The 13,441-nt window shown below is 37.3% G+C and carries 12 protein-coding genes, 1 other RNA gene and 1 pseudogene; 12 read left to right on the top strand and 2 right to left on the bottom strand.

The window, feature by feature from the left end:
- Positions 1 to 9 precede the first annotated feature (9 nt).
- The 12 genes from DEX24_RS14730 to ssrA all read left to right on the top strand — a co-directional run bounded on the left by DEX24_RS14730 (position 10) and on the right by ssrA (position 11,069).
- Positions 10 to 495, top strand: a complete 486-nt coding sequence (locus DEX24_RS14730) for a TRAP transporter small permease (RefSeq protein ID WP_109307180.1) — start codon at positions 10 to 12, stop codon at positions 493 to 495.
- Positions 496 to 521: 26 nt separating this feature from the next.
- Positions 522 to 1,829, top strand: a complete 1,308-nt coding sequence (locus tag DEX24_RS14725; protein ID WP_109307179.1) for a TRAP transporter large permease — start codon at positions 522 to 524, stop codon at positions 1,827 to 1,829.
- A gap of 21 nt (positions 1,830 to 1,850) precedes the next feature.
- Positions 1,851 to 2,864, top strand: coding sequence for a zinc-dependent alcohol dehydrogenase (locus tag DEX24_RS14720; RefSeq protein WP_109307178.1), 1,014 nt, complete (start codon positions 1,851 to 1,853; stop codon positions 2,862 to 2,864).
- Positions 2,865 to 3,620 carry an SDR family NAD(P)-dependent oxidoreductase gene (locus tag DEX24_RS14715; protein ID WP_109307177.1) on the top strand — a complete coding sequence of 252 codons (756 nt, stop codon included), beginning with the start codon at positions 2,865 to 2,867 and terminating at the stop codon, positions 3,618 to 3,620. It abuts the gene before it with no gap.
- A gap of 38 nt (positions 3,621 to 3,658) precedes the next feature.
- Positions 3,659 to 4,423 (top strand): 2-dehydro-3-deoxy-D-gluconate 5-dehydrogenase KduD, encoded by a 765-nt coding sequence (kduD, locus tag DEX24_RS14710; RefSeq protein ID WP_109307176.1) that lies wholly within the window; start codon positions 3,659 to 3,661, stop codon positions 4,421 to 4,423.
- 3 nt (positions 4,424 to 4,426) lie between these two features.
- Positions 4,427 to 5,389, top strand: coding sequence for a sugar kinase (locus DEX24_RS14705; protein ID WP_109307175.1), 963 nt, complete (start codon positions 4,427 to 4,429; stop codon positions 5,387 to 5,389).
- Positions 5,390 to 5,404: 15 nt separating this feature from the next.
- Entirely contained in the window at positions 5,405 to 6,022 is a 618-nt protein-coding gene (locus tag DEX24_RS14700; RefSeq protein ID WP_109307174.1) for a bifunctional 4-hydroxy-2-oxoglutarate aldolase/2-dehydro-3-deoxy-phosphogluconate aldolase, read from the top strand.
- Positions 6,023 to 6,231: 209 nt separating this feature from the next.
- Positions 6,232 to 6,459 (top strand): preprotein translocase subunit SecG, encoded by a 228-nt coding sequence (secG, locus tag DEX24_RS14695; RefSeq protein WP_109307173.1) that lies wholly within the window; start codon positions 6,232 to 6,234, stop codon positions 6,457 to 6,459.
- A 95-nt stretch (positions 6,460 to 6,554) separates the two neighbouring features.
- Complete coding sequence (locus tag DEX24_RS14690; RefSeq protein ID WP_109307172.1) at positions 6,555 to 7,301, top strand: alpha/beta hydrolase; 747 nt, start codon at positions 6,555 to 6,557, stop codon at positions 7,299 to 7,301.
- Between the two features lie 36 nt (positions 7,302 to 7,337).
- Positions 7,338 to 9,761: a ribonuclease R gene (gene rnr / locus DEX24_RS14685; RefSeq protein WP_109307171.1), complete on the top strand. Its 2,424-nt coding sequence runs from the start codon at positions 7,338 to 7,340 to the stop codon at positions 9,759 to 9,761.
- Between the two features lie 79 nt (positions 9,762 to 9,840).
- Entirely contained in the window at positions 9,841 to 10,308 is a 468-nt protein-coding gene (gene smpB, locus DEX24_RS14680) for an SsrA-binding protein SmpB (RefSeq protein WP_109307170.1), read from the top strand.
- A gap of 401 nt (positions 10,309 to 10,709) precedes the next feature.
- Positions 10,710 to 11,069: a transfer-messenger RNA gene (gene ssrA, locus DEX24_RS14675) on the top strand.
- A 294-nt stretch (positions 11,070 to 11,363) separates the two neighbouring features.
- Here the strand turns inward: ssrA and DEX24_RS14670 are convergent.
- Positions 11,364 to 11,591: a hypothetical protein gene (locus tag DEX24_RS14670; protein WP_109307169.1), complete on the bottom strand. Its 228-nt coding sequence runs from the start codon at positions 11,589 to 11,591 to the stop codon at positions 11,364 to 11,366.
- 114 nt (positions 11,592 to 11,705) lie between these two features.
- A pseudogene (locus tag DEX24_RS14665) lies at positions 11,706 to 12,898 on the bottom strand (IS256 family transposase).
- Positions 12,899 to 13,441: the final 543 nt, after the last annotated feature.

The following is a 13,441-nucleotide window of genomic DNA, read 5'->3' as shown; positions in this document are numbered from 1 at the left end:
TGACAACGAATGGAAATAGCAAAAAAATCTTTAGATAAGATCTTGGAGTATGTGTGTATTAGCTTGTTCGGTGCTTTGGTAATACTTGTAACCTGGCAGGTTGTCACACGATTTATCTTAAATAACCCAAGTTCAATTACTGAAGAATTAGCAAAGTACTGCTTTGTTTGGTTAGTGCTATTTGGGGCGGCTTATGTCTTCGGAGAAAATGGTCATATGCGTATTGAATTTGTGCAAGATGCAATGCCGAAAAAAATGAAGATTTTGGCACAAGTATTTATCGAACTAAGTATTATAGCTTTTGCGGGAGCAGTTATGCTTGTAGGTGGATTTGCTGGTGTTCAAATGGCGTGGACTCAAATGTCAGCTGCACTTCAAATTCCCGTTGGCGTATTGTACACGGCTATGCCAATTAGTGCCTGTTTCATCGTTTTTTATAGTTTGTATAATATTTTCACTGTTATTAAAACGAGAGAGCCGCTAGAAATTGATTGAGTTTCTAGTGAGAGAGGGGATTTAGCATGACGAGTGTTGGAATTGCGGGGTTAATATTATTAGTTGGCGTTTTAGTTTATTTAGTCCTTGGTGCCCCAATAAGCATAAGTGTAGGGATTGCATCTGTTCTAGCTATATTTTCGATATTAGGACCAGAAAATGCTTTGCAAACTGCGGCACAACGAATGTTCACAGGTATGAACTCATTTACATTATTAGCGATTCCATTTTTCATTTTAGCTGGAGTTATTATGAATAACGGTGGAATCGCAATGAGATTAGTAAACTGTGCAAAAGTTATGGCTGGAAGAATACCTGGATCCCTGGCACAAACCAATGTGTTAGCAAATATGATGTTTGGATCGATTTCAGGTTCAGCAGTAGCAGCGGCGGCAGCAGTTGGCTCAACGATGGGACCGATGCAAGAAAAAGAAGGCTATGACAAACCATTTAGCGCAGCAGTAAATATTGCTTCTGCACCAACAGGAATGCTAATTCCTCCTAGTAATACACTGATTGTTTTTTCTCTTGTTAGTGGAGGAACCTCAATTGCAGCATTATTTATGGCTGGATATATACCAGGTATTCTGTGGGGACTAGGCTGTATGATTGTAGCTTTTTTCATGGCGAAAAGACGTGGTCTTAAAGCAGATGAGAGAGTGTCGTTCAAAGTAGCAATAAAAGTATTTTGGGATGCTATACCAAGTTTCTTCTTAATTATTTTAGTAATAGGCGGCATTGTTGGTGGGATATTTACAGCAACAGAAGGTTCGGCGATAGCGGTTGTTTATGCTTTATTACTATCATTTTTATATCGAACAATCCAAATAAAAGAATTACCAAGAATTTTACTTGAATCAACGCGTACAACTGCAATTGTTATTTTTTTAATTGGTGTTTCAACAATTATGTCATGGGTTATGGCATTTACAGGAATTCCAGCCTTTATAGCAGATTCACTTTTAGGTTTCACCAATAGTTTTGTAGTCATTTTAATAATTATGAATATTGTTTTGTTAATAGTTGGAACATTTATGGATCCGACGCCAGCAATCTTAATATTCACACCTATTTTCCTACCGATTGTTTTGCAATTTGGTATGGATCCAGTACATTTTGGTATTATGGTCGTTTTCAATCTCAGTATCGGTACAATAACACCGCCAGTAGGTCCTGTGTTGTTTGTAGGTGCAAGAGTTGCAAAGCTTAAATTAGAGCATGTTATTAGACCACTTCTACCATTCTTTGCTGTAACGGCATTTGTATTATTACTTGTAACTTATATTCCGTTTTTATCAACTTGGCTTCCAACAGCACTAGGCTTCATGAAATAACAGAAGGGAGGTTGCTACTTATTGAAAGCAATAGTTTATAAACAAGCTAACGAAGTAGTGTGTAGAGATGAATCACAGCCTAGGATTGAAGAAGGCTATGTATTATTGAAAAATTATTATGCTGGTATTTGTGGAACGGATTTAAATATATTTGCAGGGACACATCCGCGTGCGACAGCACCATTAATTATCGGCCATGAATTTTCAGCAACAGTTGCTAGTAAGCATTCCTTATATGAAATTGGTACAAAAGTGACCGTCAATCCACTTATTAATTGTGGAACGTGTATACCTTGTCAAACAGGTCAAAGTCATGTTTGCGAGGAACTTAAATTAGTCGGTATCGATATGCCTGGTGGGATGGCGGATTATTGTGTAGTGAAAAATGATAAAATAATTCCTTTACCAGCAAATGTATCATTGAAATTAGGTGCTTTGGCAGAACCAGTAGCCGTAGCCGTACATGCAGTACGTACCGCACGATTTTTAGTTGGAGATCGTGCAGTTGTTTACGGTGCAGGAACGATAGGTCTCTGTGTAGCCTTAACTTTAAAATTATACGGAGCTAGTGATGTGACGGTAGTTGAAACAAATTTAAAAAGATTGGAAAAGGCCAGTGAACTAGGTTTTCATACGTTGAATCCATCAGTAGATCATGTACATGAAGCTCTATTGGCCCGAACGAATAATAGTGGAGTGGATTATGTATTTGATTGTGCAGGACATCCAAATGTAATGAAACAAGTAACTGATATTGTAAAAGTACAAGGAACGATTGTTATTGTTGCAGCATATAAAAAACCGACAGAAGTAAATTTGATTCAAGGGATGTTTAAGGAAATAAATATGCAGTTTGTTCGTGTTTATACGAAAAGAGACATAGAATTGGCACTACAATTACTGCAAACTGAAACACAATTCGAAAAAATAATTACGCATATACTAGCCCCAGAGGAAGCAATGAAAGGTTTTGAACTTCTAACAACACCTAGTGATGCGATAAAAGTACTGTTTCAATTTCATGGGGGTGTATAGATGAATGAACTATTTAGTCTTATAGGTAAAAATGCTGTAGTGACTGGTGGCAGTCGAGGGTTGGGAAGGGAGATTGCAATCGCTTTAGCTGAAGCTGGGGCGAATATTGCTATCATCTCGCGAACAGTTTGTCCAGATGTAATAGAAATAATCAGGAAACTAGGTGTTCGTGCCATATCTATTTCAGCTGATTTAGGTGAATTTGAACAGTATCCACAAATACTTAAAATAGTAGAACAGCAACTAGGTGAAGTTGACATTTTAGTCAATAATGCAGGTATTCAAAAAAGATATCCAGCAGTTGAATTTCCTCAAGAAGATTGGAATAGTGTAATGGACGTTAATGCAAATTCTATCTTTTTGCTTTGTCAGCTGTTTAGTAAAAGTATGATTTCTAGAGGAGAAGGGAAAATTATTAATATTGCTTCTCTTTTATCGTATCAAGGCGGTTTGAATATTGCAGCATATGCGGCGAGTAAACATGCAGTCACAGGTTTAACCAAAGCATTGGCCAACGAATGGGCATCAAAAGGTCTTAATGTAAACGCTATAGCACCAGGTTATATGGCAACAGATATGAATGAAGCGTTACTAGCGGATCATAAGCGTAGCATGCAAATATTAGAACGAATTCCTGCAGCGCGTTGGGGCAATGGCCAAGATATAAAAGGTGCAGTTATTTTTTTAGCATCACCAGCAGCAAATTATGTAAATGGTTTTACGATCGCAGTGGATGGCGGTTGGTTAGGAAGGTAGATAGTTTATAATTTAATTAATAGAGAAGAGGAACAACGATGAGTTTTCAACTTGATTATTTTTCATTAAAAGGTAAAAATGCTATCGTAACAGGTGCAAGAACGGGAATTGGGCAAGCAATAGCAGTAGGGTTGGCTGCTGTAGGGGCACATGTCATTTTAATAGGACATCAAGATAATATGCAAGATACCCAACAGCAAATAGAGAAACTTAAAGGTACCTATGATACTTTTTTTATCGATTTAAGTGATGTATCGAGTATTCGTAGTAAAATTTCACCAATTATTGAGAAATATCAAGTTGATATTTTGGTGAATAATGCGGGGGTTATACATCGACAGCCTGCAGCCGAACATGAATTTGATCAATGGCAACGCGTGATGGATGTTAATATAAATGCTGTATTTGCACTAAGTCAATTATGTGGGAAATCTATGATTGACAATGGCGGTGGGAAAATCATAAATATTGCTTCTTTACTCTCTTTTCAAGGAGGAATCAATGTACCAAGTTATACAGCAAGTAAACATGCTGTAGCAGGTTTAACAAAGGCATTAGCAAATGAATGGGCATCAAAAAATATTCAAGTAAATGCAATCGCTCCGGGGTATATTTCAACGAATAACACTGAAGCGCTTCGCAATGATGAACAACGTAGTCAATCTATTATTGAACGTATACCCGCTGGTAGATGGGGGCAGGGTGATGATCTAGTTGGTGCAGCTGTATTTTTAGCTTCAAAAGCATCAGATTATGTATCGGGTCATACACTAGTAGTAGATGGCGGATGGATGGGGCGCTAATAGATGAATGTTAAACAATTAGATATAATAACAATAGGGGACGGTATGATTACTTTTGACCCAATAGCAAAAGGACCCCTTCGCTTCGTTAATCATTTTGAACGTAAAATAGGGGGGGCTGAATTGAATGTCATGATTGGTTGCGCACGACTTGGTATGAAATCAGGTTGGATTAGTCGACTCGGTCGTGATGAATTCGGTCGTCATATTATCAATACCATCCGCGGAGAAGGTATTGATGTTTCAGAAGTTCAGTTAGTTGAAAACTATGCAACATCATTAAATTTTAAAGAAATACATGAATCAGGAAAAGCTCGAACTTTTTACTACCGACAAAAATCACCAACAGAAACATTAACAATCGATCAATTGCCAATTGATTATATTCAATCAGCAAAAATAATTCATTTATCGGGTGTTTTTCCATCGATTCGACAACAAAATCGAGAAGTGCTTTTCCAAACATTAAAAATTGCGCATACTTCCGGTGTTAAGGTATCTTTTGATCCTAATATTCGCTTGAAGTTATGGTCAAAAGAAGAGGCCCGTCAAACTATTTTGACGTATTTACCATATGTAGATTATTTATTAGCAGGTCGTGAAGAATTAGAAATCATTTTTAATACAACAGATATGACAATTATTTTAGAATTATTAAAAAAATATGCATTTGAGCAAGTTATTTTAAAAGATGGAGCATCAGGTGCTAGCTATTTATCCCACGGGCAATGGGTGCATGTACCAGGTGAAAAAGTTGACAAGGTTGTCGACACAGTAGGTGCAGGTGATGGTTTTAGTGCAGCTTTTCTATGTGGAATATTGAAAGGTTGGCATATCGATAAAATCATGAAATTTGCCAATGCAGTAGGTGCGATGGTCGTTCAAGTTCAAGGTGATAATGAAGGGCTACCCTATTACGAAGATGTCGAAGTATATTTAGGGCTTCGTGAGAATATAGAACGTTGAAAGGTGACGACGAAAATGTATGAATTACTTCAAGGGATTAAATTGATTCCTGTATTACGAAAAATTCCGTATACTACGAGTCAAAAATTAATCGAGGCACTTGTAAACGGAGGGGTTCAAGCTATTGAAATTACTTTAGATACGGATAAAGCTTTAGAAATTATAACGGAAAATCGTTCGAAATTAAAAGATGACATACTCATTGGTGCAGGGACAGTGCTGTCATTAGATGACTGTAAAAAAGCAATCGCTGCAGGTGCCCAATTTATTGTATCCCCCCTGTTCAATCATGCAGTTGTACAGTATGCAGTGAATAAAAAAATCCCTGTTATACCGGGTGTAATGACACCAACTGAAATCTATGCCGCTTATAGTGCAGGTGCCCAAATGGTTAAAGTATTTCCAGCATCATCAGTAGGTGCAAATTTTATAAAAAATGTTAAAGGTCCATTAGACTTTATTAGTATTATGGCTACTGGTGGTATAACACTTGAAACAGTTCAAGATTATTTTGATGCTGGTGCAGATGCAGTAGGGGCAGGTAGTGACTTACTAAATAAAAAATGGATAGTAGATGGCAATTGGCAAGTAATAGAATCAGCTACAAAAGAATGGCTTGAAAAAATTGGCTAGCTTATTATGAGCAGTGGAAATTCTGTAGATTTCTACTGCTTTTTTTATGCTCGAATTTGTAAAAATAAAGAAAAAACAATATATGACTATGTACAATAGACAGTTCATGTTAAAATGGAATTATCATTGAATTCGTGTGAAAATTTATAGCAATGACATTTTACATAAAATGATTTTGTTATGAGGTTTTGATACAGGAGGTGGAATTTATGCATACAGCGATTTTAGTTTCATTGCTGATCGTAGCGGCAGCACTTATCGTCGTAGTATTATTACAATCTAGTAAAACTGCAGGCCTGTCAGGTGCGATTTCTGGTGGTGCTGAGCAGCTTTTTGGTAAATCAAAAGCACGTGGTTTAGACTTAGTTTTACATCGTGTAACAATTGTACTTTCAATAATTTTCTTCGGACTTGTTATTGCAATTGCGAAAGTTTAATGAGCAGATCATACCCGTCTAACCACCAAAAGGTTAGGCGTTTTCTGTTATAAGCAACGGAGAAACAAATTTCTTCTATACTGGAGGTTTGACGAATGCGTGTGTCACTACCGAAACCACTCTTTTTTGAAGCAGGCCCAAGAGCGGTATTGTTACTCCATGGCTTTACAGGGAACTCCGCAGACGTTCATATGCTCGGACGATTCTTGCAGAAGCATGGTTATACATCAATTGCCCCTCACTATAAAGGGCATGGCGTTTCACCCGAAAAACTCATCCAAACTAGCCCAAGTGATTGGTGGCAAGATGTGATAGGCGCTTACCAAGAGCTGCTAGATAAAGGATATAAAGAAATTGCTGTCGCAGGTTTATCATTAGGTGGTGTTTTTTCATTAAAATTAGGTTATACAATGCCTGTAAAGGGAATCGTAACTATGTGTGCCCCAATGACAATGAAAACGACCGAAGTGATGTTTGAAGGCGTGCTAAAATATGCAAAAGATTTTGCACGTGCATTTGCTTTAACGCAAGAACAGCAAGAAAAATTACTGCGTACATTACAAGAAAAAGGCATGCCATCATTACCAGAGCTGCCTAAGTTAATTATGGATGTCCGCTCCCATGTCGATGAGATTTATGCACCGATTTTTGTGGTACAAGCAAGGTTGGATACCGTCATCGACAAGAGCTCGGCGCAGTTCATTTACGACACGGTAGAATCCAATGAAAAAAATATAAAATGGTATGAGCAATCAGGGCATGTCATTACTTTAGATAAAGAAAGAATTGAATTACAGCAAGATGTCCTCGATTTTTTCGAAGGACTCGATTGGGAAGAGTAAACCAAATTAGTAGCTGTTTTCAAGGAGGGACGATTTATGAATTTTGAAAAACAAATTTTAGACATTATGACACAGGAGAACTTTAAACCTTCACCCGTGTCAACATTTGAAGAAAAATTACAATTAGAGGCAGCGGATGATTTCACAGACCTTGTGAAAGCATTTGTGAAATTAGAAGGACAGGGCAAAATCGTTCGTGCCGGTAATGATCATTATGGTCTACCAGCGCAGATGAATGAGTTACGTGGTCGCTTTATCGGACATGCTAAAGGTTTTGGTTTTGTCGTACCAGAGATTCAAGGGATGGACGACGTATTTGTACCACCTACAGCTACAAATGGTGCGCTTAATGGCGATACTGTTTTAGTTAGCATTTCTAAACTTAAATCAGGCGATCGTCGAGAAGGTGAAATCGTCGATATTATCGAACGTGGTACTTCACGTATCGTCGGTGAATTCCAAGCGAACAAAGGCTTTGGTTTTGTTGTGCCAGACGATAAAAAATTTGGTACTGATATTTTTATTTCTAAAAATCACACACTTGGTGCAATTGACGGACATAAAGTCGTCGTCGAAATTACAGAGTGGCCGTCAGAACGTCATTCAGCATCAGGTATGATTACGTCGATTCTTGGACATAAAAATGATCCGGGTGTTGATATTTTATCCATCATCAATAAACATGAGATTGCAGTGGAATTTCCCCAGGAAGTTGTCGATGCAGCAGCAGCAATTCCAGATGAAGTAACAGCAAAAGAAATCGAAGGACGTCGCGATTTACGCGATCAAATGGTCGTGACAATCGATGGTGAAACAGCGAAGGATTTGGATGATGCAGTAGGCGTCGTGAAAAATGCGGATGGCACATATACACTGGGTGTTCATATTGCGGATGTTAGCCACTATGTGACCAATGATTCAATTTTAGACAAGGAAGCATATGACCGTGCAACATCTGTGTACTTAACAGACCGCGTTATTCCAATGATTCCGCACCGTCTATCAAATGGTATCTGTTCATTGAATCCACAAGTAGATCGTTTAACATTATCTTGTGAAATGACAATTGATGAAAATGGCATTGTTATCGGCCATGATATTTTCGAAAGTGTCATTAAAACAACGGAACGTATGACATATACAGACGTCTATAAAATTGTTGAGTTAAAAGACAATGATTTGATGGCTAAATATGAAAAATTAGTTCCGATGTTTAACGATATGAAAGATCTTTCGGCTTTACTACGCCAACGCCGTGAAATTCGTGGAGCCGTAGATTTTGACTTCAAAGAATCGGCAGTCGTAGTAGATGATAAGGGCTGGCCAATCGATGTTGTGATTCGTGAACGTACAGTTGCTGAAAAAATGATTGAAGACTTTATGTTAGCAGCCAATGAGACAGTGGCAGAACATGTTTTCAAAAAAGATTTGCCATTTATTTATCGTATTCATGAAGAGCCGAAACCAGAGAAATTACAACGTTTCTTCGAGTTTGTTACGAACTTTGGTATTACTGTAAAAGGTAAAGGGGATTCCGTTGATCCAAAAGCGTTACAACAAGTGCTAGAATCAGTTGTTGGCAAACCAGAATATCCTGTTATTTCAACGATGATGCTTCGCTCTATGCAGCAAGCAAAATATAGCCCACAATCACTTGGTCACTTTGGTTTATCAACAGAATTTTACACACATTTTACATCACCAATCCGTCGTTACCCAGATTTAATCGTCCATCGTTTATTACGTACCTATATCGTCAATAAAGATCAGTCGAATAAAACAATCGCTTATTGGGGCGCGAAAATGGATGAAATCGCCACGCATACATCTGAACGCGAACGTCGTGCAGTGGATGCAGAACGTGATACAGAATCGATTAAGAAAGCACAGTATATGTCTGACAAAATCGGTGAAGAGTTTGAAGGCATCGTAGGTTCAGTAACAAACTTTGGTATGTTCATCGAACTTGAAAATACGATTGAAGGACTTGTGCATATTAGTAATCTTACAGATGACTATTACAACTTTGATGAACGCTCAATGTCGATGATTGGCGAACGCACAGGACGCATTTTCCGCATCGGTGATAAAGTGAAGATTAAAGTACATGCAGTCAATCTTGAAGAGGCAGCAGTAGATTTCATTATTACAGATATGCCATTGAATACACGCTCAAAACGTCCAAGTACACCACGTGTGATCAGCGCCAACAAAAAGGCAGGTAGCGGCAGTGGTAAACCAAAAACTTCATCTTACGCAAGCAACAAGCCAGCAGGTGCAAGTTCAAGTAAACCAAAACGTACACCAAGTGGTCCAAAAGTTAGTGGACGTACACGTAAACAAGATCGTAAAGCAGGCAGAGGTACTGAAGGCGCATCAAGTGCGGACACTTCAAAACCAGCAGGCAAGAAATTTTACGAGGGCGTAGCAAAACCAAGTAAAAAAAGACCTAAAAAATAATAGGAGAGAATAGCGGGGGCAGTGAGTAATCATTCTCCCGCATCACTCTATCCAAAAAAAACTTATGAGGTGATTACATATGCCAAAAGGATCCGGCAAAGTAGTAGCGCAAAATAAGAAAGCAAATCATGATTATGCCATTGAAACGACAATTGAAGCGGGACTTGTCTTAACGGGTACGGAGATAAAATCTGTGCGTCAAAGCCAAGTACAACTACGTGATTCATTCATTATCATTCGCAATGGGGAAGCCTTCATATCCAATATGCATATTAATACGTATGAACAAGGTAATATTTTCAACCATGACCCTGTTCGCTCACGTAAATTATTATTGCATAAACAGCAAATTATCCAACTTTCATATGATGTCAAACGTGATGGTTATACAATTGTGCCGCTGAAAATGTACTTAAAAGATGGCTATGCTAAATTATTAATTGGCCTTGGTAAAGGGAAAAAAACCTATGACAAACGTCATGATCTTAAGAAAAAAGAAGCAAAACGTGATATGGATCGCGCTGTAAAAGCCAAAAACCAGTTCTAACAAGCCTTAACCCTTGTACTTCAACTGTTTTTGTCATATAATGACTACAGTAACAAATATAAGATTAGCGCTTAAACGCTGATATCCAGTAATTTCAAATTACTGTTCTCCGAATAAACCTTAATCACCTACCTGGAACTTCGAGAGACGACCGCATATAAGTGATGCGCAAATCTCGCCTGACAAGCTAGCCAGCCGGTGGAATTTTAATCACTGCAAAATTTTGTACTAGGCAACCAAGTAAGCCCCCTCTATAACGGAGTAGATGAAATGATCCTCTTCTAAAAAAGAAGATATGCCATTTCAAACTAGCTGTTACATCAGGAAGCATATAAGGAAACGTACTACAGTACGTGACGCACAACGCAAAGTAGAACGCAGCAGATTAAACTTTATATTAAGGGGACGTTACGGATTCGACAGGGATGTCTTGGCTTGAGTCGCGCGTCGGAGGTCTCGGCTCCGTCACCAACGGAAGTTATATAATAACTGGCAAAACTAACAACAACCTAGCTTTCGCAGCCTAGTCTGTCGAAACTGCCTATCTGCCCTATCGCCCATGTAGCGTAGGTAGGCTCACTTAAAGTGGGATACGGTTCACAGTGCCATCTTAGCTGTGTACAAGAGATTTCAAGATTAGCGTACAAGACGCCTGTTTATCGGCATAATGCTACGTGAAACCCTAAGTAGATAAACTACACGCGTAGAAGCTTAAGTATGGGAGTTTCTGGACGCGGGTTCGATTCCCGCCGTCTCCATATTAGAGTTTCATATAAGTTGAGAACCCTTGGTATATAAGGGTTCTTTTCTTTTGGTTCTACAATAAATAACGCTAGCGAAGTTCCAGCACCTATCTTTTTGAGATAGGTGCTTTTTTCTTCACCAACGTTATTTATTGTAGAACCGCGATTTACCGTTGACACGCTAATTAATCTATCTTCTTAAAACAAAAATATACTAACATAGTAATACGTGTTATTCCAAAATATATAAAAAATAGAAGGTATGGGAATTCCATACCTTCTACAAATAACCATTATTAATCATAAATTAATTCATTTTTTCTTAAATACAAATAAAAGCATAAATACTATAGAAATAATAATAAATAAAATTACAAATAGATTATCAAATAAAATATTTTCAGAATTATAATTAGGAAAACTACCTGTTTTAACTTGGGCAAACCAATAGATACTCCAATTAATTTTTTCTAAAGTAAAAAGCAAACCACTAAAAATAAAAAAACACACACTAAAAATTAAATATTTATTATTTTCCATTTTTATCTCCCTTATCTAATAAAAAATGAGAGTGTCAATATTTATGTGTAAATGACAATCCAACCTTTTCATAGTATCTGATCATTTTCGAATATATATATGCGTTAATTTGAGTTACTGGTCTTTGTTAACTTCAAACATTTCGGCCAGCTCTGCTCGAGCTTGATTGAAACCGATATGGCATCGAGTAAGGAAACGCTGATTATAGTCTTGGAACTGGGAAACTAGGAAGCGCTCAAGGGATTCTTCGTTTGGAAACTGTTCTTTACGCTTCGTATATTTCTTGATTTGCTTATTAAAGGATTCGATTAAATTCGTTGAGTAGATGCTGCGCCAAATAGATTTCGGGAACTGATAGAAGGTCAATAGATGATTATTTGAAGCTAATGATTTCGTCACCTTTGGGTACGATTTGTTCCATTTTGAACAGAACATATCTAATGCTGCTTGTCCGTCTGCCTGGTCATCGGCTCGGTAAACGGTCTTGAAATCCTCGCAAATCTCAGCTCTATCTTCCACACGTACTTTGTGAGAAATCGTACGGGCAACATGGACTAGACATGTTTGGAAATTTGCTTTTGGAAATACACTTGCAATGGTGTCCACCATGCCTGTTAGACCGTCCGACAGGAAAAGAAGAACTTCTTGTACACCGCGCGTTCTTTTATTTCGAGTAGAAGCTCTTTCCAATTGAAGGCAGATTCTGTTGGCGCTATTGTATAAGCAATCACTTCTTTTGAGCCATCTTCTCGAATGCCTACAGCTATGTAAACCGCTTCTTTAGAAACGGTTTCACGTCTCACTGAGATGTAGGTTGCGTCTAAATAAACACAGATATAGCGAGGACTGAGTTCCCTTTTATTAAAGGATTCTACTTGCTCACCCATGGCTTGTGTCATATTAGAAATGGTTTGACGTGTGTAATGATGTCCATACATTTTCTCAATTAAATCTGCAATTTCAGCCATCGTCACACCTTTTTGAAACATATGAATGACAAAGGATTCGAGTGTATCGTTAGAGCGCTTATAAGGCGCCACTGTCTGTTGATTAAACTCACCGTTACGATCACGAGTAATCGTGACCTGAAGGTCACCGTACTCTGTATGCAGTGTTCGATCGTATGAGCCATTCCGTGAATTCCCTGAATTAAAACCAATCCGATCATATTTTTCATAATCTAAAAAGGCTGTTAGCTCAGTAGTCAGTAACGTATTAACTGGTGTTTCTAAATGTGATCGAAACACCTCGGTAATATCTTGTTTTTGGACTAGTGCTTGAACAATATCTGATGTAAACTTAGTCATAGGGAAGACCTCTTTTCTAGAATTGGTTGTGGTGACTTAATTCTACCAAGAAAAGGTCTTCCTTTTTGTATTTATTCGTTTACACAAGATATTTTACACTCCCTAAATAATTGTTCCGTGATTAAATTCATCATTTGTATAATTACTATCATTCAAAACATTATATTTTAATACAATATTTTTGTTTTTTGAATTTATACCACTATCTAAAACTGCTATTTTAATTTTTTTATATTCTTTATCTTTAAAATATACGTTGATAAAAATCGAAAAAAATGAAATAATTAGTATAAATAGAAAAAAAAGTATAGTTTTTTCAAAAGAATATCCTCTCTAACTTGTTTATTAAAAATCAAAGGTGGTTTGTATATGACAATGCCTGAAATTAGCAATAAAATTTATGGTATAACTATTATAATAATAACAATTATTATCATAACACTTTTTTTAACACTTTCATTCCAAATTTTCAATAATAAAGAAATTTCTGCATTAGTTAATGGTGCTAATGAAAATAATATTGATTATGAATTAGTGATTCAC

Source organism: Kurthia sibirica, from assembly GCF_003143975.1.
Taxonomy (GTDB): Bacteria; Bacillota; Bacilli; order Bacillales_A; family Planococcaceae; genus Kurthia; species Kurthia sibirica.
The sequence above is the reverse complement of the archived record's forward strand: the minus strand, read 5'-3'. Positions and strand labels throughout refer to the sequence as shown.